This is a genomic window from Paucibacter sediminis (assembly GCF_030254645.1).
GTDB classification, from domain to species: Bacteria; Pseudomonadota; Gammaproteobacteria; order Burkholderiales; family Burkholderiaceae_C; genus Paucibacter_B; species Paucibacter_B sediminis.
The window spans coordinates 5,219,188-5,245,135 of record NZ_CP116346.1; the positions used below are offsets into that span (position 1 = coordinate 5,219,188).

Sequence of the window (25,948 nt, forward strand, 5' to 3'; positions counted from 1 at the left end):
TGCCATTCCAGCCCAATGCATGTCACAGCGTCGCATTCTCTTCGTCGCAGAACCTTTCCCCTTCCCGTCCGGCGGCATTGCGGTGATCTATCAGCATGCGGCGGCGCTAGCCCGACACGGATTTCGTTCCTCGGTGGTCTTGAGCCACCGTCCCGAGGTAGATTACTACGGCACCGATGCCCCTCTCACATTGCATGGTGGCGAACTGCAACCCGAGCCTGGTGACATCTGGGTGATTCCGGAGGGCTTCTCTGACTATGTCGAAGCCCTCCGACTAGCGCCGGTGCGCAAGCTGATGTTCTGCCAGAACCAGTACTACGTGCCTTTTCCCGCGAAACCCGGAGCCGGGGCATCCGAGTTAGGGGTGGACGGCTTCATTGCCTCCAGCGTGGCGGTTCAGCACTTCTTTGCCGATGTATACGGTCTGACAGATGTCCCGCTCATCCCTTGTGCCGTCGATACCAATCGCTATGCGCCGGCGGCACAGAAGAAGCTGCAGGTGGCCTGCATGCCCCGCAAGCTGGCCGACGACGCCGCATTCGTGCAGGCCACGTTTTGGCGCATGCACCCGCGCCACGCTGATGTGCCTTGGGTCTCCATCCAGGGATGCACTCAGCAGCAAGCTGCGACTGCACTGGGAGATAGCGCGGTGTTCCTCTCCCTTTCCCACAAGGAGTCCTTCGGCCTACCACCGCTCGAGGCCATGGCAGCCGGCTGTCTGGTAGCCGGCTTCCATGGCGATGGCGGGCGCGAGTATATGAACAGTGCCAATGGCTGGTGGGCCGAGACTGGGGACTGGCGGGCTTGCGTGCAGGGCCTCGCGACAGCGCTGGATCTCAGCAAGGCTGAACCGGCAGCGAGCGCGCCGGTCCGTCATGCCATGGCCGAGACGGTGGCTCGCTACAGCCCGGCGCGGATGGAGGAAGCCTTGCTACGTTTCTGGAACGAGGAACTTGGCCGGAGCTGAGTTCGGCGAGCAACCCGATGCGGGGGGATATAGGCGACGGTATGCCTGGCAGCCCCAGCACGAACTCCCCCATCATGACCGAGCATCGTTGATGCTTTTTGACTGCACTACATTTATCTAGCACGGACAGGCTTCGAAGTCGACAGCCCAGACTAGGGTGCCGCTGCCACTCCCACAGGTCTGTGCATTGACAATCACCCACCTCAAGCCTGAACCAGGGAGGGCATGTCGATGGTGTCGGTGCACAGACGCGGCGATGGAAGTAGCGCACGAACCCCGGCCTGCAACGCTTTCTTCACGAATTTCTCTTCCAGCGGACGGGAAGCCACACTGTCTAGCGGCGCAATCAACTCGACACTACCAATCGTGGTTCGATGAAATCGGGCATTGGCAAGGGTGGAGGCACCACGAAATCGGCGCGTTCTACGCACCGAGCGGCGCCAAGCTGCTGGCCGCATTGGCCGTTGTGATCGGGCCGGCACTGCGGAAGGCGCACCAAATGGGCGCGCCGGCTCCGTGGTTCGAGAAGTGACCCAACCAGACTGCATCCTCTCAACGACCGGCGCTGCTTGCCGGCCGTTCGCCGTAGGGCTGCACAACTGAGGGTCACTGCAGCCCAGCGGCGGCAAAAAACGCAGCAAGTCAGGCGTCCAGGTCCAGCTCCTGGATCTTGCGCGTGATGGTGTTGCGGCCGATGCCCAGCTTCTGCGCCGCCTCGATGCGGCGGCCGCGCGTGATGTCCAGCGCGGTAAGGATCAGACTGGCCTCGAAACGGCGCGTCAGCACGTCCCACACATCCGGCTCGCCGGCGATCAGCAGGCGGCGCGCCTCGCGCGCCATCTCCGCCACCCAGGCATCGGTGCCCGCGGGTTGCGGGCCGGCCGGCATCACCGGCAGGGCAGCACCGGCGATGCCAGCCGCGGGCTCCGCGGCATGCGCCGTGGCCACTAGGCTCGCAGCCGGCACGGGCGTGGTGGCCAGCAACTCCTGCGGCAGGTCCTTGGCCTCCACCACCTGGCTGGGCGCCATCACGCTGAGCCAGTGGCAGATGTTCTCGAGCTGACGCACATTGCCGGGGAAGTCGAAGGCCACCAGGCGCGCCAGCGCCGGCTCGGTGAGGCGCTTGGCCTCCACGCCCAGCTCGGTGGCGCTGCGCTGCAGGAAGTAGCGCGCCAGCACCGGGATGTCTTCGCGGCGCTCGCGCAGCGGCGGCAGGCGCAGGCGGATCACGTTGAGGCGGTGGAACAGATCCTCGCGGAAGCGTCCGTCGCGCACCAGGGCCTCGAGGTTCTGGTGCGTGGCCGCCACCACGCGCACATTGCTGCGCTGCGGGCTGTGGCCGCCGACGCGGTAGAACTGGCCGTCCGAGAGCACGCGCAGCAAACGCGTCTGCAGGTCCAGCGGCATGTCGCCGATCTCGTCGAGGAAGAGCGTGCCGCCCTCGGCCTGCTCGAAGCGGCCGCGCCGCGTCGCCTGCGCGCCGGTGAAGGCGCCGCGCTCATGGCCGAACAGTTCGGACTCCAGCAGGTCCTTGGGGATCGCCGCGGTATTGATGGCGACGAAAGGGCCCTCGGCGCGCGGGCTGTGCTTGTGCAGGGCACGCGCCACCAGCTCCTTGCCGCTGCCCGACTCGCCGGTGATCAGCACCGTCACATTGCTCTGGCTGAGGCGGCCGATGGCACGGAACACGTCCTGCATCGCCGGGGCCTGGCCCAGCATCTCGGGCAGCGGCGCGGCCGCCTCCTCGGCCACCGCCTCGCGCACGCTCTCCTCCTGGGCGCGGCGGATCAGCTCCACCGCGCGCGCCAGGTCGAAGGGCTTGGGCAGGTATTCGAAGGCGCCGCCCTGGAAGGCCGAGACGGCGCTGTCCAGGTCGGAGTAGGCCGTCATGATGATGACGGGCAGGCCGGGCAGCTTCTCCTTCACCTTGGTGAGCAGGTCCAGCCCCGAGCCGCCGGGCATGCGGATGTCGGACACCAGTACCTGCGGGCTGTCCTCCTCGAGCGCGGCCAGCAAATCGCGCGCGTTGCTGAAGCTGCGCGTCGGCAGACCCTCGCGGCCAAGTGCCTTCTCCAGCACAAAGCGGATCGAGTGGTCGTCGTCAACAATCCAGATGGATTTCATTCAGGGGCTCCGCGCTAGGCCTGACGGGGTACCCATCAGGGCAAAGGCAAGGTAATTCGAAAGTCGGTCCGACCTGGTTCGCTGTCGCAGTCGATCATGCCTTGATGTTGTTGGACGATCGTCTGCGACAAGGTGAGCCCGAGACCCGATCCGCCGTCCCGGCCGGAGACCAGGGGGAAGAAGATCCGGTCACGGATCTCGGCCGGCACACCAGGGCCGTTATCTTCGATATGCAATTCCAGTGCCAAGCGCCAGCGCTGCTTACCAATCGTGACCTGTCGGGCCACGCGCGTGCGCAGGGTGATCTGCGCATCGCCGGCCGCGATGCGCGCCTGCAGCGCCTGGGCGGCGTTCTGCACGATGTTGAGCACCGCCTGGATCAGCTGCTCGCGGTCGCCGCGGAAATCGGGCAGCGAGGTGTCGTAGTCCCGCACCAGCCTGAGCCCCTTGGGGTACTCGGCCAGGATCACCGAACGCACGCGCTCGCAGACTTCGTGGATGTTCACATCGCCCACCACCTGGGCAAAGCGGTGCGGCGCCAGCAGGCGATCCACCAGCGATTGCAGCCGGTCGGCCTCGTGGATGATGACCGAGGTGTACTCCTGCAGCTCGGGGCCCATGTCGGTGGGCTCCAGCTCCAGCGCCAGCAGCTGGGCCGCGCCGCGTATGCCGCCCAGCGGGTTCTTGATCTCGTGCGCCAGATTGCGTATCAGCTCCTTGGTGGCCTGCACCTGGTCGAGCTTGCGTTCGTCGCGGTCCTGGCGCGTCTGCTGCGCGTTCTCGATCAGCTCGACCAGCAGCTGCTGCGGATCGTCGGTCTGGCTGACGATCACATGCACGGGTAGCAGGTCCTCATGCACGCGCGGGCCGCGGCGCAGGAGCGCATCGAAACGGCTGCTGGAGTAGGCATTGCGCGCCACGCCGTCCATGGCCTCGCGCAGGCGCGCGGTGTCGGCAAACCAGTCGAACAGCTGGCTGCGCTGCACCGCACGGCGCGACAGCCGCATTGCGGTCTCGAAGGCGGCGTTGGCGAACTCGCATTCGCCGTTGGGCCGCACCACGGCCACCATCGTGGCCAGTGAGTCGAAGGCCGCAAAGGCGGCATACGCAGAGCTGTCGTCGTTCATCGCGTCGGGTGGCCTGCCCCAACACGGGCAGACTCAGGGGAGTTTGCTGAGCTCTCGCTTGAGAGCCTGGATATCGGCTTCCTGGCGCGCGATGCCGGCCTTGAGCTCGGCCACGCGGTCCAGATACTTCTGGTAGTTGCGCTCGTCGCCGCGGCGCTCGGGGTTGCCGCCCGCGTACTCGCGCTGCAGATTGGCCAGGCGCTCCTCGCTGTCGCGCAGCTCGGTCTCCAGCACGCGCCGGCGCTCGTTGTCGCGGCCACGCTGCTGGCTGGGGTCGATGCGCGCATCAGGCCCTCCGCGCGAGGCGGCCCCCTCGGCGGGTAGGGCCGACGGTGCCGGCTTGGCCCGCGCCGGCGCCTGCAGCACCGTGATGGGCGTGCCCTCGATGGTGCGACAGCCCTTTTCCTGGGCCTCCTTGGCCGAGAGCGCGTCGGTGTAGAGCACCGGCGGCCCGGGGCAGCGGTACACCACGCCCTGGGCCTGCGCCCCGCCTGCCACCAACATGGCGCTGAGCAGCAGGAACTGGGCTTGCTTCTTGGGTCGCTGGATGTGCATCGGCCGAATCGTCGAGAGGAAGGAACCAGGCTCGCATTGTGGCCCATGACGGCGCAGCAACAAAAAAGGACGGCTCGCGCCGTCCCTCTCCTGCCCTGGCAGCCCGCGGCGCGCCGTGTTGCTTCTCAACACGCACGCCGCGCGCTCCCATCACAGCGAGTAGTACATGTCGTACTCGACCGGGTGGGTGGCCATGCGGAAGCGCGTCACTTCCTGCATCTTCAGCTCGATGTAGGCATCGAGGAAGCTGTCGGTGAACACGCCGCCCTTGGTCAGGAAGGCACGGTCCTTGTCCAGATAGTCCAGCGCCTGGTCCAGGCTGTGGCAGACGGTCGGGATCTTCGCGTCTTCTTCCGGCGGCAGGTGGTACAGATCCTTGGTGGCGGCTTCGCCCGGATGGATCTTGTTCTCCACGCCGTCCAGACCGGCCATCATCAGTGCCGCGAAGCACAGATAGGGGTTGGCCGAAGGATCGGGGAAGCGCGCCTCGATGCGGCGGCCCTTGGGGTTGGCCACATAGGGGATGCGGATCGAGGCCGAGCGGTTCTTGGCCGAGTAGGCCAGCTTCACCGGGGCTTCGAAGCCGGGCACCAGACGCTTGTACGAGTTCGTACCGGGGTTGGTGATGGCGTTCAGCGCGCGTGCATGCTTGATGATGCCGCCGATGTAGTACAGCGCGAAGTCGGAGAGGCCCGCATAGCCGTCACCGGCGAACAGGTTCTTGCCGTCCTTCCAGATCGACTGGTGCACGTGCATGCCGGAGCCGTTGTCGCCAACGATGGGCTTGGGCATGAAGGTCGCGGTCTTGCCATAGGCATGGGCGACGTTCTGGATCACGTACTTCTGCAGTTGCAGCCAGTCGGCGCGCTTGGTCAGGGTGCTGAACTTGGTGCCGATTTCCATCTGGCCGGCGTTCGCCACTTCGTGGTGATGCACTTCGACCGGGATGCCCAGCTGTTCCAGGATCAGGCACATTTCCGAGCGCATGTCCTGGCCGGCGTCGACCGGGGGCACGGGGAAATAGCCGCCCTTGACGGTGGGACGGTAGCCGCTGTTGCCGTGCTCGTATTCCTTGCCGGTGTTCCACGCGGCTTCTTCGGATTCGATCTTGAAGAAGCAGCCGGACATGTCATTGCCCCAGCGGATCGAGTCGAAGATGAAGAACTCGGGCTCGGGGCCGAAGTAGGCGGTGTCGCCCAGGCCGGAGGCCTTCAGATAGGCTTCGGCGCGCTTGGCCAGCGAACGCGGATCGCGCTCATAGGCCTTGCCGTCGGCCGGGTCGACCACGTCGCAGGACAGGATCAGGGTCGGCTCTTCGAAGAAGGGGTCGATATTGGCGGTATCGGGATCCGGCATCAGCAGCATGTCGGAGGCTTCGATGCCCTTCCAGCCAGCGATCGACGAACCGTCAAAGGCATGACCGGAGGAGAACTTGTCCTCGTCGAAATGCGACACGGGCACGGAAACGTGCTGCTCTTTGCCACGGGTATCGGTGAAGCGGAAGTCGACGAACTTGACTTCGTTTTCCTTCACCATCTTCATCACGTCGGCGACGGTCTTGGCCATCAATCACTCCTAGCGGAACGGGGGTAGATCGGATCTGAGAATTCGGCGGGGGTCTGGGTCCATGCGGATGCACGGGGCCCGACTCATGCACCGTTTAAGTAAGCAGGTTGCGTGCCAACTTGAGACCAGCCGGCGCAGCCCGAGCGCCAGCGCGGTGCATGCCCGCTGGCCCGCGGATTATGCGCTTGTGGGGCTTGCGTCACCATGACGCCGCCGGGGCGGTCACCGAACCGCGCACCAATCAAGTGCCGCGGTCGGGCTCTTATCGCACCAACTCGGTGCCAATGCGCGCACCATATTGGGACAGCCCCTGCTTGAGCGCCGCATAGGCCGGCTCCAGGCGATCTGCGTCGCCCTTCACGCCCAGCTCGATATGGCGGCCCCATTGCGGATGGTCGACGCTGGGCAGGCTGAAGACCTTGATGCCGGGGAAGTCGGCCTCGATGCGTTCCATCAGCGGCGCCAGCGTGGCCTCCAGTGCCCCCAGCACGATCAGCGACTTCTCGCGCGTACCCAGCGCCCGGTGCAGATCGGCATGGCGCTGGTCCAGCACCCACTCGATCATCGGATGGGCCATCACCGGGAAGCCCGGCACGAAGTAGACCGTGCCGACGAAGAAGCCCGGAATCTGGTTGTAGGGATTGGGGATGATGCCCGCGCCCGCCGGGAACTCGCCCATCTGGAAGCGGCGTTGCGCATCCGGCGAATCGATCGCGATCTCGCTGCCCTGCTCCGCCGCGATCTGCTGCACGCGCTGCCAGATCAGGGCCTTGGCCTGCGGGTGCAGGGTCAGGTCTTGCCCCAGCGCCGCGGCGGCGGCCTGGCGGGTGTGATCGTCGGGCGTGGCGCCGATGCCGCCGCAGCTGAACACCAGGTCGCCGCTGGCAAAGGCGCGCGCGAGCTCGGCCGTGAGGCGCGCGCGCTCGTCGCCCAGGTACTGGGCCCAGCTGAGCGTGAGGCCGCGGGCGGCCAGCAACTCGATCACCTTGGCCAGGTGCTTGTCCTGGCGTTTGCCCGAGAGGATCTCGTCACCAATGATGATGAGGCCGATGTTCATGGCAGCAACGGCGGCGCGGCCGTGGTCCGGGCCTGCTCGGGCAAGGGATCGAGCACCTCCACCACCGGCCCGGCGGCGGCCTGGCGCAGCTCATGCAAGGCGGCCAGCGCGTAATGCGCGAACCACAGCGAGGTGAAGGCGAACACCAGGGTGTAGAGCCACACCGAGATCAGCACCAGAAAGGGCGCGAGCGCAATCGTCAGCACGCCAAAGGCCCAGATGGCGGCGGGTGCGGCGCCCAGATAGCCGGTCACCAGGCCGAGCGCCAGCAGCGGGCCCTTGTGCTCGCTGAGGATCCGGCGCCGCTCGGGCGCCGAGGCATGATCGGCCAGCACATCGAAGGCAAACACGCGGTAGCCCAGCCAGCCCCAGATCAGCGGCGGGATGAAGAGCACCAGCGGCGGGATGAACCAGAAGGGCATGCTGACGACGATGGCCAGCAGGGCCAGCAAGGTGTGGCCCAGCGACCAGGCCGCGCTCAGCCAGACCGAGCCGCCGCGCTTGAGTTCCAGGCCCGGAAAGCGGCGCGCGGCCACCAGCTGCACCATCGCCGGCGTCATCAGCAGCGCCACCATCAGCAGGCTCAGCACCACCACCACCGGGATGCCCAGGGCCAGCACCACCAGCGGCGCCATCACACTGCGAAAGCCGCTGGCGCCCACATAGTCCAGCCAGCCCAGCAGGCTGTCGATCAGCTTCCAGGATTCCAGCGTGGCGCGCACGCCGGCCACCGCGGGCTCCCAGAAGAAGTACATGAAGACGCCGGCCAGCACGGCCGAGATCAGCAGCGGCAGCAGCGAGAGCGCGATCACGCGCGGATGCAGGCAATAGGCGGCGGCGCGCCAGAAGGCATCGGCGATACGGCCGGTGGCATGGATCATTTTTCGCTCATTCCTCCGCTTTGGAGAGGTCGAGCATATCAACGCCCGACCAATCTCCGCAGACCCAGCCATTGCTGGGCCCAGAAGCCGCGGCCATAGTCGCGCCCGCCCTCGGCGGGGAGCTGGTCGCGCACCCCGGTGGCATCGAAACGCAGCTCGAAATTGGCGGTGCCGAACAGCATGTCCCAGACCGGGAACAGCACCGCGAAGTTGTGGCCGCCCAGCGTGCCACGCCCGCCCGACTCATGGCCGATGCCGATCGCGTGGTGCAGCCGGTGAAAGCGCGGGCTCACCAGCACGCGCTCCAGCAGCGGGCCGAACCACAGCCGCACATTGGCGTGCTGCAGGCTTTCCATCAGCTGCGAGAGCGCCACTAGGGCCACGAACTGGCCGGGCTCCACGCCGATGAAGCGCGCCAGCAGCGCGAACACCGCAGCGCGCAGCACATCGTCGAGCAGATGGTTGCGGTTGTCGCTCCACATCGTCATCTGGCGCTGGCTGTGATGCAGCGCATGCAGCGCCCACCACCAGCCGAACTGGTGCTGGGCACGGTGCAGCCAGTAGTTCACCAGGTCGAACACCAGCAGGTAGAGCAGGAAGCTGGCCCAGGGCAGCTCGGCCAGGCCCAGCAGCGCGTCGAGCTGCCAGGTCGGCAGGCCCAGCAAGCGCATCTGACCCGAGGCGCCGTCCAGCACCAGATCGAGGCTGAAGAACATCGCCAGGCGGAACAGCCCCAGCCGGTGGATCAGGGTGTAGAGCATGTCCACCCGCACCGCGGCGCGGTCGCTGAGCGGCTCCACCGGGCGCCAGCGTTCCAGCGTGCGTATCAGCAGCAGCATCACCGCGATCTGCAGCAGGCCTACCAGCAGCCAGCCGGTTGCGTCATAGGCGTCCTCAAGCAGATTGCCCAGGCCGATGCCGAACACCAGGGGCTGGACCAGGGTCTCGAACAGCCATTGCCGGGCGAGCTCGAAGCTCTCGCTGAACCAGTCCATCATGGCTTGCGCACCGCGTTCTTGTCCGAGGGCCCGGCACCGACGCCCCGCATCAGCTGCGCATAGCGCGGATGCTCACGCAGCGGTGCAAAACACATGCCCTTCTCCTTCAAGCCCTTCAGCAGGGGTTCCAGCACGGCGGGTGCCCAGGCGTCCTGGCGCTGCCAGATGCCCAGGTGGGCCATCAGGATATCGCCCGGCCGGATATCGCGCAGCGCGCGCGCCAGCAGCTGCTCGTTGGGGTATTTGTCGCTGGGCAGCTCGTCGCCCAGAAAGCCCGCCGCGCTCCAGCCCACATGGCTGAAGCCGCAGGCCTTGGCCACCGCCAGCAGGGCCGGCGAACTGCGCCCCGCCGGGGCACGGAAGATCGGGCTCATGGCCTGACCGGTCATCTCGGCAAAGCGCTGCGCGGGCTTCTTCAGGCCCTCGCAATACTGCTCGGCGCTCAGCTCGCGGATGCGCATCGGCTCGATGCCGGCCTGGGTGCGCACCTTGAAGCGGGCCTCGCCGTTGACGGGCGGCAGGTCCTCCAGCCAGGTGTCGTGCTCCCAGGTGTGCGAGCCGAAGTCGTGCCCCTCGGCGGCACGCGCGCGCCACCAGGGCGCCCATTGCTCGTCCAGGGTGTGGCCATAGTTCAGCGTGGGCTCCCAGGCCAGGAAGAAGGTGGCCTTGGCCTCGTACTTCTTCAGCAGCTCGGCCACCAGCGGCGCCACGCCCATATGGCCGGTGTCGAAGGTCAGGAAGACCGGCTTCTGCCCGGCTTGGCAGGCCTGCGCCCACAGGGCGCCGGGCATCGCACCGAACAGCGCGCCGGTGAGCGCCAGCGCCGCGCGAGCCTGCTTCACTGGCGCGACGCGTGGTCCAGCGTCCACACGCCATGGGGCGACTTGCCCACCACCACCTGTTTGAGGACCTTCTTGCTCTGCAGATCCAGCATCGTCAGCTTGCGCGCCCATCGCGAGGTGAAGATCAGGGTCTTGCCATCGGGCAGCACTTCCATGTCGTCGGGCCCGCCCGGTGCCGCGAAGGTCTCGGCCACGGTGAAGCTCTGCAGATCGATCTTGCTGATGCTGTTGCCGGCGCGGTTGCTCACCAGCACATGGCGCTTGTCGCCCAGCGAGCGGAAGCTGTGCGCGCCGTCGCCGGTGGGCAGGCGCTTGACCAGCTTGGGCGCGGCGCCCGAGACGTCGTAGACCTCCACCAGCTTGTCGCCGGTCAGCGCCACCAGGATGTGCTTGTCGTCGGCGGTGAGGAAGATGTCGGCCGGCATCTTGCCCACCGGGATCTTCCAGCGTGGCGCCTGGGCGGCCAGGTCCACGCACAGCAGCTCGTCGCTGTCCTGCAGGCTCACGTAGAGCAGCGTGCTCTTGCTGTCGATGTAGAGGTGGCTGGGCGTCTTGGGCGCCGGGATGCGCTTGAGCAGCTCCAGCGGCTTGTCCGCCTGCTGCGGCTGCCAGCGGTACAGGGCCACATGGTCGAGGCGGTTGCCGGCCGTCACGAACCACTTCATGTCGGGCGAGAAGCGCAGGTGGTAGGGGTCGGTGATGCCGTTCAGCACGCGCTGCACATTGGCCGTGACCGGGTCGATGAAGGTGAGCGAGTCGCCCAGCGCGTTCGCCACCACCATGGACTTCTCGTCCGGCGTCAGGTAGAGATGGTGCGGCTCCTTGCCGGTGGGAATGCGCTTCACCTGCTTGAAGCTCACCGGATCGACCACGCTGATGTCGGCGTCCAGCGAATTGAGCACGAAGATGGGGTGGCCGGCATGAGCCGCGCAAGCGCTGACGGCCAGGGCGACAGCGGCGCTGAAACGGGACAACATCGAGTAGGAATCCTTGGAGCGGGACGGAGAACGACAGGCTCCAGTGTAGAGGGCGCGGCTCGCGCCGGCCCTTGATGCGACGCACTATTCGACTACTCGTCGTCGCCGCCCAGGATGCCGCCCAGCAGGCCGCCGGCGCCGAAGCCGCCCAGCACCGAGCCCTCTTCCTTGGAGCCGCCACGCTGCGGCGCAGCCGCGAAGATGCGCGAGGCCAGGCGCGAGAACGGCAGGCTTTGCAGCCAGACCTCGCCCGGGCCGGTCAGCTTGGCCAGGAACAGGCCCTCGCCGCCGAACAGCGCGGTCTTGATCTTGCCCACGTACTGGATCTCGAAGTCCACGCTGGGGGTGTAGGCCACCACGCAGCCGGTATCCACCAGCAGGGTCTGGCCGGGCTGCAGGGTGCGGCGCACCACCGTGCCGCCGGCGTGCACGAAGGCCAGGCCGTCGCCATCGAGCTTCTGCATGATGAAGCCCTCGCCGCCGAAGAAGCCGGTGCTGAGCTTCTGCTGCACGGCAATGCCCAGCGAGACGCCGCGCGCCGCGCACAGGAAGGCATCCTTCTGGCAGATCAGCGTGCCGCCCAGCTGGCGCAGATCCATGGGCAGGATCTTGCCGGGGTAAGGCGCGGCAAAGGCCACGCGCAGCTTGCCCGCGCCCTGGTTGGTGTAGATGGTGGTGAACAGCGACTCGCCGGTGATGAGGCGCTTGCCGGCGCCCAGCAGCTTGCCCAGGAAACCGCTCTGCTGCGCCGAGCCATCGCCAAAAATCGTGTCCATGCTGATGCCGGCATCCATGAACATCATGCTGCCGGCCTCGCCGATGGCGGCCTCGCCCGGGTCGAGCTCGACCTCGACGAACTGCATTTCGGCGCCCTTGATCTCGTAGTCGACGACGTCCATGGCCATGATCTGTATCCCTCCAGCAAATTGAAACCGGCCGCGATATTAGCCACATTTGCGCCTGCCTATACTGCGACGCATGTCCGAGCCCCTTGAATCCACGCTGAAGCCCGGCGACAGCTATGTGCAGTCCTTCGCGCGCGGGCTCTCGGTGATACGCGCCTTCAGCGCCGAGGCGCCGCGCCAGACCCTCACCGAGGTGGCCAAGCGCTGCGGCCTCACGCGCGCCGGCGCGCGCCGCATCCTGCTGACGCTCGAAACCCTGGGCTATGTGAAGGCCGATGGCCGGCTGTTTGCCCTCACGCCCAAGATCCTGGACCTGGGCTTTGCCTACCTCAGCTCGCAGCCGCTGTGGCAGTTTGCCGAGCCGGTGATGCAGCAGCTCGCCGGCGAGCTCAAGGAGAGCTGCTCGGCCGCGGTGCTGGAGGGTGGCGACATCGTCTACGTGCTGCGCGTGCCGGCGCGCAAGATCATGAGCATCAACCTGGGCGTCGGCAGCCGCCTGCCGGCCTGGTGCACCTCGATGGGTCGGGTGCTGCTGGCCGGCCTGCCGCCGGCCGAGCTGGAGGAGCAGTTGGCGCGCGTGCAGTTCCACTCGCATACCGCGCGCACCGCGCGCAATCTGGACGAGCTGCGCACCCGCATCGCCCAGGTGCGCAGCCAGGGCTGGTGCCTGATCAACCAGGAGCTGGAAGAAGGCCTGGTCTCGCTGGCCGCACCGATCGTGGACCGCAACGGCCAGACCATCGCGGCGCTCAACGTCGGCGCGCAGGTGAATCGCACGCCGCCCGAGGCGCTGCTGGAGCAATGCCTGCCGCGCCTGCTGGAGGCGGCGCAGAGCATCTCCAGGCTGCTGCAGATCAAGTCCTGAGCGGCAAGAAAAAAGGCACCCGAAGGTGCCTCTGTTGCCGCGCGCCAGGCGCTGGCTCACCCCATGTGCAATCCGCCATTGCAGGAGAAATCGGCACCGGTGGTGAAGCCCGAATCCTCGCCCGCCAGCCAGGCCACGATGGCCGCGATTTCCTCGGGGGTGCCGAGGCGCTTGATGGGGATGGTGGCGACGATCTTGTCCAGCACGTCCTGGCGGATTGCCTTGACCATGTCGGTGCCGATATAGCCCGGGCTCACGGTGTTGACCGTCACGCCCTTGCTGGCCACCTCCTGCGCCAGCGCCATCGTGAAGCCGTGCATGCCGGCCTTGGCGGCGGAGTAGTTGGTCTGGCCGAACTGACCCTTCTCGCCGTTCACCGAGGAGATGTTGATGATGCGGCCCCAGCCCCGGTCCAGCATGTCCTCGATCACCTGCTTGGTGACGTTGAACATGGAGTTTAGGTTGGTGTCGATCACCGCGTCCCAGTCGGCGCGGCTCATCTTGCGGAACATGCCGTCGCGCGTGATGCCGGCGTTGTTCACCAGCACGTCGATGGGGCCATGCTCGGCCTTGACCTTGGCAAAGGCGGCCACGGTGGAATCCCAGTCGGCCACATTGCCCACCGAGACGTGGAAGGTGTAGCCCAGCGCGGCCTGCTCGCTGATCCATTTGTCGAAGTCACGGCTGGGGCCACAGCCGGCGATGACCTTGAAGCCTTCCTTGTGCAGGCGCTGGCACATCGCGGTGCCGATGCCACCCATACCGCCGGTCACGTATGCAATCTTCTGGCTCATAGTGTCTCCTTGCCTCCATGGCATTGATCGGGGCCGCACCGGCGCCGCGTCCTACGCGCTGGCCGGTCCCATGCTTTGTTCGGTAGCCAAAGACGCGTTCAAAGCGTCCCGCAAGGCCCGGGTGGGGTCAAGCGGGGTTGGCCCTAGTGGGGTTTGTTGGGTGCGCCGTTCAGCGTTCGACGGTCAGCGCCACGCCCATGCCACCGCCGATGCACAGCGAGGCAATGCCCTTCTTGGCGCCGCGGCGCTGCATCTCGTGCAGCAGCGTCACCAGGATGCGTGCGCCCGAGGCACCGATCGGGTGGCCCAGCGCGATGGCGCCGCCGTTGACGTTGACCTTGCTGAGGTCCCAGCCCATTTCCTGGTGCACCGCGCAGGCCTGGGCCGCAAAGGCCTCGTTGATTTCCAGCAGGTCCAGATCCTGCGGCTTCCAGCCGGCGCGCTCAAGCGCCTTGCGCGCCGCGGGCACCGGGCCCATGCCCATGGTGGCCGGGTCCAGGCCGGCGCTGGCATAGGAGGCAATGCGCGCCAGCGGCGTGAGGCCCAGGGCCGCGGCCTTGGCGGCGCTCATCAGCACCAGGCCGGCGGCGCCGTCGTTGAGGCCCGAGGCATTGCCGGCGGTGACGCTGCCGGCCTTGTCGAAGGCGGGGCGCAGGCCGGCCAGGGCCTCGGCATTGCTCTTGCGGTTGATGAACTCGTCGGCGTCGAAGACGATCGCGTCGCCCTTCTTCTGCGCAATGCTCACCGCGGCGATCTCGTCCTTGAAGCGGCCCGCGTCCTGCGCGGCGGCGGCCTTCTGCTGCGAGCCCAGGGCCAGCGCGTCCTGCGCCTCGCGGCTGATGCTGTATTGCTTGGCCACGTTTTCGGCCGTGATGCCCATGTGGTACTGGTTGTAGACGTCCCAGAGGCCGTCCACGATCATGGTGTCGACGAGCTTCCAGTCGCCCATGCGCTGGCCATCGCGCGAGCCGGGCAGCACATGGGGCGCCAGGCTCATGTTCTCCTGGCCGCCGGCGATAACGATCTCGGAGTCGCCGTCGCGGATGGCTTGGGCGGCCAGCATCACCGCCTTCAGGCCCGAGCCGCAGACCTTGTTGATGGTCATGGCCGGCACGGTATTGGGCAGGCCCGCCTTGATGACGGTCTGGCGCGCCGGGTTCTGGCCCGAGCCGGCGGTCAGCACCTGGCCGAGGATCAGCTCGCCGATCTGGCCGGCCTCCAGGCCGCTGCGGCGCAGCAGCTCCTTCACCACCACGGCGCCCAGCTCGGGGGCCGGGGTCTTGGCGAGCGTGCCGCCGAACTTGCCGATGGCGGTGCGCGCTGCGGCGACGATGACGATGTCGGTGCTCATGTTGTCTACTCCAGTGTGAGATGCGTAAGCAGGCCCTGCTCAGGCCTTTTGTTTGACGTAGCGGCCCGGTGCCGGCTCGATCGCCTTGTAGCTGCGATGGCCCGGCGCCTTGGGTGCGGGCTTCATGGCGCCGGCATGCGAGGCCAGCCAGGCGGACCAATCGGTCCACCAACTGCCGGGATGCTCGACCGCGCCTTCCAGCCACTCATTGGCGCTGGCAGGCAGGGCCGCCGTCTTGCCGATCCAGTGGCTGCGCTTGCCCTTGGCGGGCGGGTTGATGACGCCGGCGATATGGCCCGAGGCGCCCAGCACGAAGCGCTTCTTGCCGCTGAACACCTGGGTGCTGCGGTAGGCGCTGTCCCAGGGCACGATGTGGTCCTCGCGCGAGCCGTAGATATAGACCGGCGCCTTGATCTCGCCGAGGTCGATGGCCTCGCCGCAGACCGTCAGCTGGCCCGGGATCCGCAGTTCGTTCTGCAGATAGGTGTGGCGCAGGTACCAGCAGTACATCGGGCCGGGCAGATTGGTGGAGTCGCCGTTCCAGTACAGCAGGTCGAAGGCCGGCGGCGCCTCGCCCTTGAGGTAGTTGCCCACCACATAGTTCCACACCAGATCGTTGGGGCGCAGGAAGCTGAAGGTGGTGGCCAGCTCCTGACCCTTCAGCAGACCCGGGCCCTTGGGCGCATCGGGGCCCAGCGTCATCTCGCGCAGCTTCACCGAGGCCTCGTCGACGAACAGGTCGAGGATGCCGTTGCTGGAGAAATCGATCAGGGTGGTCAGCAGGGTCAGGCTCTCCACCGGCTGCTGGCCGCGCGCCGCCAGCACCGCCAGCGCGGTGGCCAGGATGGTGCCGCCGACGCAGAAGCCCAGCGCATTGATGGTCTTGGCACCGCTGATGGCCTGCACCACCTCGATCGCCTTGATGGGCGCATGCTCGATGTAGTCGTCCCAGGTCCAGGCCTTGCAGCTCTCGTCCGGGTTGCGCCAGCTCACCACGAAGGTGCGGTGGCCCTGCTCCACGGCATAACGGATCAAGGAGTTATCCGGCTGCAGATCCAGGATGTAGAACTTGTTGATGCAGGGCGGCACCAGCAGGAAGGGCCGCTCATGCACTTCCTTGGTGAGCGGCTTGTATTCGATGAGCTGGAAGAACTCGTTCTCGAACACGATGTCACCGGCGGTGGTGGCCACATTGCGGCCCACCTCGAAGGCGTTCTCGTCGGTCTGCGAGACATGGCCGCGCTGCACATCGGCCCACAGCAGCTGCATGCCCTTGGCAATGCTCTCGCCCTGCGTCTGCAGCGCCAGGCTCTGCGCCTCGGGATTCAGCGCCAGGAAGTTGCTGGGCGCCGAGGCATCGACGAACTGCTGCACCGCGAAGCGGATGCGCGCCCGGGTCTTCGCATCGCCCTCCACCTGCTCGGCCATGCGCTGCAGGGTCTGTGCGTTGAGCAGATAGAGCTGGGCCATGAAGCTGGAGGCCGGGTTGGCGCTCCAGGCCTCGGCGGCGAAGCGTCGATCGCCCAGCTTGGGCTTGGCTGCCGCCTTTTCAGGGGACACGGAGTTGTTCCAAAGCGCCGTTGCCTGCTTCAGATAGTCGGCCTGCAGCTGCGCCAGGCTCTGCATCGGGATCTGCAGGCCGGCCAGGGTCTTCATGGTCTCGCCCAGGCCAGCGGCCATCTCGGCGGCGGCGCCCAGCGACAAGGGATCAGCCTTGCCACCGGCATCTTTGTTGCTCTTCTTCGACGTCATGTGTCTCCTCGGGCTGGTGCTTGCTTGCTGCGATCGCTGGCTCACATCAAGAGCCAGGCAAGAAGCTTGCCACAGATGCTGTTGTACCCTTGGAAACTTACCTTCTTATGACGATTGGTTTTCGATGTACCTGGTTGCAATTGCCTGGATCTACGTGGCGCTGATGATGGTGCTGGCCGAGGCCACCAGCAGCCAGGGCTCGGTGCTGGGGGCGATCGTCACCTTCGCGCTCTACGGCGTGCTGCCGGTGAGCATCGTGCTCTATCTGCTGGGCACGCCGGCGCGGCGCGCCGCGCGGCGGCGTGCCGAGGCCGCCGCGGCCCCGGCCCCGTCAAATCAGGCTGATGGCAGCGGCCATGCGCCCGGCGAGCCGCTCGTGGCGGAAGGAAAAGAACCTTGAGGGCTCGCTGAGCGTGCACCAGTGGCCGCCGCCGATGTGGCGCAGGCCGGCCGCGCGAAGCCGCGCACGCGCCAGCGCCGGCAGATCGGCCAGCCAGCGCGGCTCGCCCGCGGCATTGGCGCGGTAGACGAAGAAGCGCGCATCCGGCGCCGCCGGATCGCTGCCGAAGGCCTGCAGCACCTCGGCCCCGACCTCGAAACGCTGCGGCCCGATGCAGGGGCCCAGCCAGGCATGCAGCTCGTCCGGGCCGCTGCCGCTGGCCTCGCAGAGCGCCGCCACCGTGTGCTCCAGCACCCCGGCCGCCAGCCCGCGCCAGCCCGCATGGGCGCCGCCCACGCCGCCGCGCGCGGCAAACAGCACCGGCAGACAGTCCGCCACCTGGATGGCGCAACCCAGCCCCAGGCTGGTGCTGATGGCGGCATCGAAGCGCGGGCGCTCACCATCCAGGTGCGTGCCGTCCAGTGTCAGCACATCGGCGCCATGCACCTGGTGCAGAAACACCGCCGGCGCCCCCAGCGCGCGCGCCAGCAGCGCGCGGTTGGCGGCCACCGCGGCGGGCTCGTCCTCGACCGCGCGGCCCAGATTCATGCTGGCATGCAGGCCCTGGCTGACGCCACCGGCCCTGGTGGTCATGAAGGCCTGGATGGCCGGCCAGTCGGCGGGCAGTTGCCAGTCGGGGCGCAACCAGTCCGGGTGGATCAGCGACTCACAAGGGAACGTCGGGCCGTCCCAAGTTTCCTTGGCCCCCTCGGGGGGCGGGCTGGGCGCAGCCCGGCCCTGGGGGCACTCACTCGGCATCGGGGCAGGCAGAGGGCTGGGTCTTGATGAAGGCATCGAGCTGCATGCAGGCCTCGAACACCTGCATCAGGCGCGGCACATGGTCGAGCCGGCAGTTGAAGCGCTGGGCGTTGAAGATCTGCGGCACCAGCACGCATTCGGCCAGGCCGGGCGCGTCGCCGAAGCAGAAGCGGCCCGCATGGCCCTCCTTGCCGAGGCGCTGCTCCACCACCTCCAGCCCGGTCTCGACCCAATGGCGGTACCAGCGGTCCTTGGCCTCTTCGGCGAGGCCCAGATCGCGCGTCAGGTAGCGCAGCACGCGCAGGTTGTTGAGCGGGTGGATCTCGCAGGCGATGTCCTGCGCCAGGCCGCGCACATAGGCGCGCTCCAGCGCCGTCTTGGGCAGCAGCGGCGGCTCGGGATGGGTTTCGTCCAGGTACTCGATGATGGCCATCGACTGCGTGATCACCGCCTCGCCGTCGCGCAGCAGCGGCACCAGGCGCGAGGCCGACACCGCGGCATAGGACTCGTTGAACTGCTCGTTCTTGGCCAGGTGCACCGGCTTGTAGTCGTACTCCAGGCCCTTCAGGGCCAGCGCGATGCGCACGCGGAAGGACGCGGAGGAGCGGTAGTAATTGAAGAGTTCCATGATGGTCTGAGCCTCGGGTCTTGGAGCAAGATCATGCCATGCAGCCGATACACTGGCCCCATGTTCCTGACTCGCCGATTCAAGCATTGCCCTAGCTGCGGCAGCCCCGTGGAATACCGCGTGCCGGCCGACGACAACCGCGAGCGCGCCACTTGCACCGCCTGTGCCAGCGTGCACTACGAGAACCCCATCAATGTGGTGGGCACCCTGCCGGTGTGGGGCGATCAGGTGCTGCTGTGCAAGCGCGCCATCGAGCCGCGCTACGGCCTCTGGACCCTGCCGGCGGGCTTTCTGGAACTGGGCGAAACGAGCGCCGAGGGCGCGCGGCGCGAGACCGACGAAGAGGCCGGCGCGCAGATCGAACTGCAGAACCTCTACTGCGTGCTGAACGTCGTCAAGGTCGGGCAGATCCACATGTACTACCGCGCCCGGCTGCTCTCCGACCGCTTCGACCCCGGCCCCGAATCACTCGAGGCCCGGCTGTTCCGCGAGCATGAGATCCCCTGGGACGAACTCGCCTTCCGCACCGTGCGCGAGACCCTGCAACGCTTCTTCGAGGACCGGCGCCTGGGCCGCGAGTACCTGCTGCATTGCGCGGATATCGGCTGAGGCGCCTGCTTGCGGCCACTAGCAGTCATAGGCGAAGGGCTGCTATCAAGCCGCTTGATTCGGTAGGGCATCGAGCGGGCTGCGCACAGCTCCGCCGCCAAGCTTGAGCACATGGGTGTAGACCATCGTTGTGGCCACATCGGCATGCCCGAGCAGTTCCTGAACCGTGCGTATGTCGCTGCCGCTTAGGAGCAAGTGAGTGGCGAAACAGTGCCGAAGCATGTGAGGCGTTGCCGGTTTGGCAATGCCGGCCTGAGCCAGGGCCCGCTTGCAAGCCCGCTGGAAGGTCTGGTCGAACAGATGGTGGCGGCGAATTACGCCACTGCGCGGATCGGTGGACAAGGACGACTGCTTGCAGCGCGACCAACTGGCGGCATGGTTTGCGGCCGTTCGGCAGATTCAGAACCCTGTGATCGGCGCCTACGGGCGCTCTGCTGCCTGAAGCCAGTCATTGACGCCGTTTACACCCAAAGCTAGCAGAGCATCCTGAATAGCAACCACGCGCCGGAGCATTTCTCCGGCGTCTGTCGCTTCTTGCTCTTCGGCTTGCGCGAAAAGTCGAGTCAGCAACTGCGTAAAGTTGTTTTCGTGGTCATACAACTGAACCTTTGTCCGCTGAGCAAACCCAACGTAGAGCTCGGTTGCATCCAGTGCGAAGCTTGGATCCCGGTTCGAAAATGCGTTCAGCCAACTATCGAAGCCATACACGTCATGGCGCTTGGGCTGCGCATCGCTTTCAAGCAAAGCAAACCAGCGTTGGACGAGAGCTATCGGCACTGAAATTAGCGGCGTCGTGTCTCTGAAAACTCGAGAGACTCTTTGGGTCAATGAGGAGGCGTGCGGGTTCTTTGCACTCATTGCCTCGGCAAGGCCGCTAAGGCATTCTTCACGGTGCTGCTGCATGTTGCCGGTGTTTGCCCAAACGCTCGTCGCGCCTTCCCACGCTTCAGCGCTGTTCTTCGATTTCAGTTCGGCGAGAAGTGTTGGGAACTCTATACGTCGTGATAGTGAAGCGAGGGCAGAGATCCGCCCCCACGCCTCCAAGTCCTTGCCGGTTCCGTCGCGACCCAGGCGTAGTAGCCATGGCGCGACGGTTTCAAAATGGCGGTGATAGGCGTAGTAGAGGCAGGGCTCTGCCATGAGCCAGAGCCCCTCTGACTCTGGTTGGATTGCAAGATCAAACAATGCCCAACCAAACTCAAAATGACGGCTTTGCAAATAGGGAAGGCGTCGTAGCAACAACGCGCGAATGGCAGGATGCTCGTCTGCAGCAAATCGGCGCAACGCTGACGCGAGCAGCGGGTTGCCCCGGCAAAAACTTCAAGAAACGCGTTGGATGCCGTGAAGCGGCCTCTTTCAGCTGCCAACCAACCTCTCGCTCGCCCCCGATCAGAAAATCATCAAAAGAATTCCGCGTGTGCCCGTTGTAATGAGCTAGGAGGCGTAGTACGGCGCTGTCGCTTGCGGCAAGAAATACTTCGAAGGAAAACGGTGCTCCAACGGTGCCGCCGCGCATATGGATGGTAGGTCGACGTTCCAGCGGCCAAGTTGACTGGCTGCATTTATCCAGCACCCCAAGTGAGGCAGGCGAACGCAGGTGGCAAGGGATAGCGAGAATCAGCTTTGACTGCGCTACGAGCACCCAGTGCCGGTGCGTTGCCTCAACTTCGATTTCCTGGTGCAGGTTCAGTATTGAAGTTTGAATCGCGTCTTGCGTGGCGGGGCCAAGCCCTGCGAATGCCACTTGCATCAAGGTGCCCAATTCATGCGACAGGTTGGATGCCAGCAGCGCGCTGTCGATCAGCATGCGGCCGATGAGATCTAGATTGGCTTCCGGTACCGCTGTGCAAGCCAATACGGCGATATAGCGCAGCGCGCCTTCGCCGCTGAAGCAAATGTGCTCGCTGTTCTCTTTCCACCAGGCTGAATCAGACCTCGCGTGCTGCACTATTGCTGCCTCGACGGCATCGAACAAGATCCGTTCGCTACTTATGTGCCGATGATCGCTCTGACTGTGCGCGTCACTACGTTGAAGCTACCACGGCGCTGTGCCAGCTCGGCGAAGAGTGCCAATTCGCGGGGGTTGCGAATCAATGCGCGAGTAGTTGAATCAATGGTGGTCGTATCTATACCAAGTCTTGCTAGAAGTGGAACGATGTCAGCCTCCCAATTCAATGGCTGGCAAGCAAATTCCTTGGCCCAAGTTCGCTGCGCAATGCGTCGGTCGTAATGCCGATCAAAGTCACGGCAGGCAGTGACAACGGTTACGTTCGAGATCAGTAGCAGCCGATCAATCTGCGCAAGAAAGTACGTGAGTACGACATGTTCACGCGCGATGGAAAGCACATCCAGCGAGTCAATGATCACTACGACGTGCGAATCCTCAGCCATGCGCGCAACGCTTTCCACCCACAGCTCGGATAGTCCTTGCGTCTGACGGTCTTGCGCTGTGGCCATATCAGCGAACTCACGCGCCTGAATGAACAGCGGCAGAAGGTCAGAGCTGGCTTGAGCCCGTCGCTCCAGCTCCTCCTGCACGGCGAGCATTACGCAGGTCTTTCCCGATCCTGGCAGGCCTGAGAGCAATATGGATGACGCTTTGGCCTCGATAGCGGCTAGCAGGTCCTCGACCACGGGGCTCGAAATACGCTCGTTTCCGACGTCCCTGCGCCATGCTCGCCCGATGGCTGACGTACCCTTGAACGAAGCACGGACCTCCACGGCATTCATGGGCGGCGTCAGCATTGCGCCCGCTTGAGTTAGAAGGCCCTTGAGATCCGCGCTATCAAGCCGATGCCGCACGGCGGTGCTTAGACCCTGGTTGCTGGTGCGCATCCCGAGTTGGTCTAGTCGCCTCCATAGGGCGTCGAATGCCGCCGTTGGTTTGCTTGCCAAGATGCGCAAACGCTCATGAAGCAATGCACTCATTTGGTCCAGCTCTGGACTGACTTCAAACGTCGTGCGGCACAGAAATTCGTATGTTGAAAGGCTTACACGCGTCTGTTCAATCAGGCGCTTTAGCGCGGCGTCGCTGCGCCTGTGCTTAGTCCCGAGATTCAGTTGATAGGTAGCCTCGTCGGCGTAGTTGACGCTGAGTTCTTTTAGTGCGGACAGATCGCCAAATGCGCTGCGCGAATAGAAGCGAACTTCAACGGTGCAGTCATTTGCAAGCAAAGCGATTGCCTTTGCCAGTTCGTCTGCAAGGTCGGCTATCGACCAGGCTTTGTGATCGGCCTGGTTCTTCTTGCATTGGCAGCAAATCTTGCGGCCATCCGCCCGTCCGATCACTACGTCGTCCACTGACCATTTCACTGAATCAACTTCGATCCATTGATAGTCGGGGTCAGATAGAACGTATAGGGCCCAACCAAAGGCCACCAAAGTCTGGTAGCCATCGCCTCGGTTTGACTGTATGCCTGCCTTGCTCACTACCCCTCCATGCAAGTTTTGATCTTGGTTATGCCCGGCTATGAGCTTGAACCAGATTGGCCATTGCGCAGTTTGATTGGGCTGGACAGTCTATGCTGATCAAATCGCTAGGATCAGTACTTGCCGGCGCGGATCGGCAATGTCACTGGGTGCAAGCGGTTAGCGTCGATGCATTTGTCGGCATGATCTTGCCAAACTTCGGAACGGAAGCGATCCAGCTGGTCTAGCTGCTGGGCGTATGGCAGCGCAGCACATTCCGTGATGAGTGCGGTACGTTGATCCTTGGAGTCAGCTCAGATCTGTACGGCACGCTCGCTGTCTTGGGGAAAGGTGATGTTCAACCTTTCGCTCCAGCGGACGGCTTCGCCGCTCGCTGAGCTTGTACGTTGAAGGACAGCTTTCCGACGCTCCAGTTCCAGTAGGCGACAGACTGCTATGGGTCGATTGCGTACATACAGCGAACCAGGGCGAGCACCAGTCTAGAGCACAGGCCGCTCGCCCCTCCCGCTCACTCAAGCCATCAGCCCCCCGCGCTCACCCGCCCCTCAAGGCTTGATCAGCTGCCCCGTCGCCCAGGGCCCGGTCACGCCGTCGATCTCGCAGTCCCACAGCGCCTGCACGTCCAGCGCGTCGCGCACGCCCTCGGCATAGACCTTGAGCGTGAGGCTGCGCAGCATGATGACCATGCCGCGCACAAAGGCGGCGCGCGCCGCGTCGCCCGAGACGCCGCTGACCACCGAGCTGTCCAGCTTCACATAGTCGAGCCCGGCCTGGTAGAGCCGCTCCACCTGGGCCAGGCCGGCGCCGGCATGCTCCAGGCCCAGCCGCACGCCCAGCGGGCGCAGCTGCCGGCCCAGCTCGTGCAGCAGGTCGAAATGCTGCGTCGCGGCCGATTCGGCCAGCTCCAGGCCGAGGCGGCGCGCGGCCTGCGGCGCGTGGAACACCAGCTCGCGCACGCGCGCCACAAAGCCGCCGTCCAGCAGCGAGGCCGGCGCCACGTTGACACAGCGCCATTGCTCGTCATGGCCGTTCGCCTCCAGCGCCAGCGCAATCGCGCACAGGTCGACCTCGGCGGTGAGGCGGTTGCGCACCGCCAGCGGCAGCCAGCGCGCCGCGTTCTCGAACTCGGCCTGCTCGTCCAGGCGCAGCTGCAGCGGGCATTCCAGGTGCACCAGGCGGCGCTCGCGGTCGATCACCGGGAACTCCAGCAAGCGCGCGCGGCGCGCCTGCAGCGCCTCGCTGATCTGCAAACGCCAGGCGCGCTCGCCCTGCAGATAGCGCTCGTGCTCGGGCGTGACAAGGGCCTGCACCACCACGCCGGTGCCGGCCTCGGCGCGCGCCAGCGCCACGTCGGCCTGGGCAAACCAATGGCTGGCGGCGCGCTCGCGCGGCAGCTCGATGGCACCCAGCGCGACCTGGATGCCGGGCCCGAAGGCGGGCAGGCTGGCGCGCAAGGCCTCGGCCAGGGCCTCGGCGGTCTCGGCGGCGACGCGCGGGGCCGGCAGCCAGAGCGCGAAGTCCGCGCCGTTCAGGCGGCCGGCCAGGCAGCCATGCACGCGCTCGGGGTAGACCTGGATCGCGCGCGCCATCGCCAGCAGCACCTGGTCGGTGGCGACATGGCCCAGGCTCTGGTTCAGGCCCGCCAGATCGCGCAGCCGCAGCAGCACCAGGCCGGCATGGCTGGGGCCCTCGTCGCGTGCCAGCGCCGATTCCAGCTCGGCGAGGAAATGCTTGCGGTGGCTCATGCCGGTGAGCGCGTCGCAATGCGCCTGCTGGCGCAGCACCTGGAGCTGCTCGGCCTGGGCCTCGAACATGCTCTTCACGCGCATCACCATGCTGTTCATCGCGCCGGTCAGGCGCTGCAGCTCGGGTACCTTGGATTCGTCGACCGTGCTGAACTCGCCGCGCACCACCGCATTGGCCTGCGCCACCGCGTTATCCAGCGGCTTGCGGATGCGGCGCAGCACCGCCAGCGCGGCCAGCCCCGCCAGGCTGCCCAGCGCCAGCAGCAGCAGGGCGCTGCGCAGGGTGCTGCTCCACAGCGCGTCATGCGCATAGGCGGACTGGCTCCGCACCTCCACCGAGCCCGCCGCGTTCCAGCCGTTCGACACCTTGGCCACGCCGGCCTGGGTCTGGATCGGCGTCAGGCCGCGGAACCAGCCGGGCGCCTTGGACACCAGCGGCGGCGCATGGCGCTCGAAGGCGACGCTGCCGTCATTGCGCTTCCACACCACGCTCTCGTAGGCGCCGGTGTCGAACTGGGCCGAGATCAGCAGCGACATCAGCTCGGCATCGCCGCCCTGCTGCGACATCGCCAGCGCCAGCGCGGTGGCGTTGTCGCTGTTCTTGAGCTGCAGCTGGGTCTGCATCAGCTGGCGCAGCGAACCGGTGGACACCGCCACGCTGCCCAGCAGCGACAACAGCACCACGCTCAGCACCAGGAGCCAGATTTGACGTATCAGCGACATGGGCTGCATTCTCCTCGTTGCATCGTTCGCATCAGAATCCCTCCGCCTTCACCTTGGCCAGCAAGTCGCGCCATTGCGACAGCCGCGCCAGCGGGTTGCCGGCGCTGGCGCTGCCCACGCCCTGCCACAGGCCCTCGCTGTTGAAGCTGAACACCGGCTGCAGATCGCCGCGCGCCGAGGCCGGGCGCAGCTCGGGCACCAGGTTGTCCAGGATCAGGGGCTCGGCCTGCGGCTGCGCATAGTAGGCCAACACCATATGCGCCTGGCTGCGCCCGCGGAACTGGGCGCGCACATAGACCATGCGCAGCTTGGCCTCGGGCACGCCGGCGGCCACCAGACTGAAGTACTTGGCGATCGAGTAGTCCTCGCAATCGCCCTGGCCTTTTTCCAGCGTCTCGAGCGGGCTGGCCCAGTAGTCCGCCTGGCCCCAGACCTCGATATCGTCGCGGAAGGCGATGCGCTGGTTGAAGAACTGGTTCAGCGCCTGCAGGCGCTGCTCCTCGTCCTGCGTGCTGACGCGCTCCACCAGCTGCTGCAAGGCCTTGGCCGCCACCAGGGTGCGCGGGCTGCGGTGCGCGGCGGCGTCCAGAAAGCTCGGCACGTCCCAGGCCCGGCCGCCGCCCGCCCAGCCCAGCAGCAGGGCCAGGCCGATGCCGGCGCGCAGCTGCTGGAAAAAAAGGCGTGGACCGGACATCGGGGCATCGGGGCATTGGCAGGGGCTTGCGGCACTGTACAGGCTGGGTCGGAGCGCGCCGCCGACGCGCCGCGCGCGGCCCCCGGTTTCGGGCAATTTGCCGCAGTCGCCGGCCGGGCCGCGGCGCAGGGGCACGCCATAATCCGCCCGACCCTCCAAGA

25 protein-coding genes are annotated in these 25,948 nt (G+C 66.1%); 4 read left to right on the top strand and 21 right to left on the bottom strand.

Features of this window, described 5'->3' with window-relative positions:
• Positions 1 to 19 precede the first annotated feature (19 nt).
• On the top strand, positions 20 to 967 hold the full coding sequence (locus tag PFX98_RS24180; protein WP_285233023.1) for a glycosyltransferase family 4 protein: 948 nt from the start codon (positions 20 to 22) through the stop codon (positions 965 to 967).
• A 642-nt stretch (positions 968 to 1,609) separates the two neighbouring features.
• Here PFX98_RS24180 and ntrC read toward each other — a convergent pair.
• From ntrC to PFX98_RS24230, 10 genes are all read right to left on the bottom strand, one after another.
• Positions 1,610 to 3,091: a nitrogen regulation protein NR(I) gene (gene ntrC / locus PFX98_RS24185; protein ID WP_285233024.1), complete on the bottom strand. Its 1,482-nt coding sequence runs from the start codon at positions 3,089 to 3,091 to the stop codon at positions 1,610 to 1,612.
• A 35-nt stretch (positions 3,092 to 3,126) separates the two neighbouring features.
• A complete protein-coding gene (glnL, locus tag PFX98_RS24190; RefSeq protein ID WP_285233025.1) occupies positions 3,127 to 4,218 on the bottom strand; it encodes a nitrogen regulation protein NR(II) in 1,092 nt (363 codons plus the stop codon).
• Positions 4,219 to 4,251: 33 nt separating this feature from the next.
• The gene (locus PFX98_RS24195; RefSeq protein WP_285233026.1) at positions 4,252 to 4,773 is read right to left on the bottom strand and encodes a hypothetical protein; all 522 of its coding nucleotides are present in this window, start codon (positions 4,771 to 4,773) and stop codon (positions 4,252 to 4,254) included.
• A gap of 150 nt (positions 4,774 to 4,923) precedes the next feature.
• Complete coding sequence (gene glnA / locus PFX98_RS24200; RefSeq protein WP_285233027.1) at positions 4,924 to 6,339, bottom strand: type I glutamate--ammonia ligase; 1,416 nt, start codon at positions 6,337 to 6,339, stop codon at positions 4,924 to 4,926.
• A 262-nt stretch (positions 6,340 to 6,601) separates the two neighbouring features.
• Complete coding sequence (locus tag PFX98_RS24205) at positions 6,602 to 7,396, bottom strand: competence/damage-inducible protein A (protein ID WP_285233028.1); 795 nt, start codon at positions 7,394 to 7,396, stop codon at positions 6,602 to 6,604.
• Positions 7,393 to 8,277 carry an EI24 domain-containing protein gene (locus PFX98_RS24210; protein WP_285233029.1) on the bottom strand — a complete coding sequence of 295 codons (885 nt, stop codon included), beginning with the start codon at positions 8,275 to 8,277 and terminating at the stop codon, positions 7,393 to 7,395. The genes PFX98_RS24205 and PFX98_RS24210 overlap by 4 nt, the downstream gene beginning before the upstream one ends.
• 38 nt (positions 8,278 to 8,315) lie before the next feature.
• A complete protein-coding gene (locus PFX98_RS24215; protein ID WP_285235691.1) occupies positions 8,316 to 9,272 on the bottom strand; it encodes a sterol desaturase family protein in 957 nt (318 codons plus the stop codon).
• Entirely contained in the window at positions 9,272 to 10,066 is a 795-nt protein-coding gene (locus PFX98_RS24220) for a polysaccharide deacetylase family protein (protein ID WP_285235692.1), read from the bottom strand. Before PFX98_RS24220 ends, PFX98_RS24215 begins: the two co-directional genes overlap by 1 nt.
• 47 nt (positions 10,067 to 10,113) lie before the next feature.
• Complete coding sequence (locus tag PFX98_RS24225) at positions 10,114 to 11,094, bottom strand: YncE family protein (RefSeq protein WP_285233030.1); 981 nt, start codon at positions 11,092 to 11,094, stop codon at positions 10,114 to 10,116.
• Between the two features lie 92 nt (positions 11,095 to 11,186).
• Positions 11,187 to 11,999, bottom strand: coding sequence for a TIGR00266 family protein (locus PFX98_RS24230; RefSeq protein ID WP_285233031.1), 813 nt, complete (start codon positions 11,997 to 11,999; stop codon positions 11,187 to 11,189).
• Between the two features lie 73 nt (positions 12,000 to 12,072).
• Here PFX98_RS24230 and PFX98_RS24235 point away from each other — a divergent pair, with 73 nt between their 5' ends.
• Positions 12,073 to 12,864, top strand: a complete 792-nt coding sequence (locus PFX98_RS24235; RefSeq protein WP_285233032.1) for an IclR family transcriptional regulator — start codon at positions 12,073 to 12,075, stop codon at positions 12,862 to 12,864.
• 56 nt (positions 12,865 to 12,920) lie between these two features.
• On the opposite strand, the gene phbB is transcribed toward PFX98_RS24235, so the two are convergent.
• From phbB to phaC, 3 genes are all read right to left on the bottom strand, one after another.
• A complete protein-coding gene (gene phbB / locus PFX98_RS24240; RefSeq protein ID WP_285233033.1) occupies positions 12,921 to 13,658 on the bottom strand; it encodes an acetoacetyl-CoA reductase in 738 nt (245 codons plus the stop codon).
• A gap of 169 nt (positions 13,659 to 13,827) precedes the next feature.
• Entirely contained in the window at positions 13,828 to 15,009 is a 1,182-nt protein-coding gene (locus PFX98_RS24245) for an acetyl-CoA C-acetyltransferase (RefSeq protein ID WP_285233034.1), read from the bottom strand.
• A gap of 39 nt (positions 15,010 to 15,048) precedes the next feature.
• A complete protein-coding gene (gene phaC / locus PFX98_RS24250; protein WP_425334643.1) occupies positions 15,049 to 16,761 on the bottom strand; it encodes a class I poly(R)-hydroxyalkanoic acid synthase in 1,713 nt (570 codons plus the stop codon).
• Positions 16,762 to 16,885: 124 nt separating this feature from the next.
• On the opposite strand from phaC, the gene PFX98_RS24255 reads away from it, so the two are divergent.
• Positions 16,886 to 17,161 carry a hypothetical protein gene (locus PFX98_RS24255; protein WP_285233035.1) on the top strand — a complete coding sequence of 92 codons (276 nt, stop codon included), beginning with the start codon at positions 16,886 to 16,888 and terminating at the stop codon, positions 17,159 to 17,161.
• Here PFX98_RS24255 and pgeF read toward each other — a convergent pair.
• A complete protein-coding gene (gene pgeF / locus PFX98_RS24260) occupies positions 17,093 to 17,794 on the bottom strand; it encodes a peptidoglycan editing factor PgeF (protein WP_285233036.1) in 702 nt (233 codons plus the stop codon). The two genes, PFX98_RS24255 and pgeF, sit on opposite strands and share 69 nt — an antisense overlap.
• 154 nt (positions 17,795 to 17,948) lie before the next feature.
• The gene (maiA, locus tag PFX98_RS24265; RefSeq protein ID WP_285233037.1) at positions 17,949 to 18,587 is read right to left on the bottom strand and encodes a maleylacetoacetate isomerase; all 639 of its coding nucleotides are present in this window, start codon (positions 18,585 to 18,587) and stop codon (positions 17,949 to 17,951) included.
• A gap of 60 nt (positions 18,588 to 18,647) precedes the next feature.
• On the opposite strand from maiA, the gene PFX98_RS24270 reads away from it, so the two are divergent.
• On the top strand, positions 18,648 to 19,196 hold the full coding sequence (locus tag PFX98_RS24270) for an NUDIX hydrolase (RefSeq protein ID WP_285233038.1): 549 nt from the start codon (positions 18,648 to 18,650) through the stop codon (positions 19,194 to 19,196).
• Between the two features lie 45 nt (positions 19,197 to 19,241).
• Here PFX98_RS24270 and PFX98_RS24275 read toward each other — a convergent pair whose 3' ends face one another.
• The 6 genes from PFX98_RS24275 to PFX98_RS24300 form a co-directional block, all read right to left on the bottom strand.
• Positions 19,242 to 19,538 carry a tyrosine-type recombinase/integrase gene (locus PFX98_RS24275; RefSeq protein WP_425334644.1) on the bottom strand — a complete coding sequence of 99 codons (297 nt, stop codon included), beginning with the start codon at positions 19,536 to 19,538 and terminating at the stop codon, positions 19,242 to 19,244.
• 78 nt (positions 19,539 to 19,616) lie between these two features.
• Positions 19,617 to 20,438, bottom strand: a complete 822-nt coding sequence (locus PFX98_RS24280; protein WP_285233039.1) for a hypothetical protein — start codon at positions 20,436 to 20,438, stop codon at positions 19,617 to 19,619.
• Positions 20,395 to 21,171, bottom strand: a complete 777-nt coding sequence (locus PFX98_RS24285; RefSeq protein ID WP_285233040.1) for a hypothetical protein — start codon at positions 21,169 to 21,171, stop codon at positions 20,395 to 20,397. The genes PFX98_RS24280 and PFX98_RS24285 overlap by 44 nt, the downstream gene beginning before the upstream one ends.
• Before the next feature lie 14 nt (positions 21,172 to 21,185).
• Entirely contained in the window at positions 21,186 to 22,625 is a 1,440-nt protein-coding gene (locus tag PFX98_RS24290; RefSeq protein ID WP_285233041.1) for an AAA family ATPase, read from the bottom strand.
• 545 nt (positions 22,626 to 23,170) lie between these two features.
• Complete coding sequence (locus PFX98_RS24295) at positions 23,171 to 25,093, bottom strand: bifunctional diguanylate cyclase/phosphodiesterase (protein ID WP_285233042.1); 1,923 nt, start codon at positions 25,091 to 25,093, stop codon at positions 23,171 to 23,173.
• Between the two features lie 31 nt (positions 25,094 to 25,124).
• Complete coding sequence (locus PFX98_RS24300; RefSeq protein WP_285233043.1) at positions 25,125 to 25,787, bottom strand: transglutaminase-like cysteine peptidase; 663 nt, start codon at positions 25,785 to 25,787, stop codon at positions 25,125 to 25,127.
• Between the last annotated feature and the right edge of the window lie 161 nt (positions 25,788 to 25,948).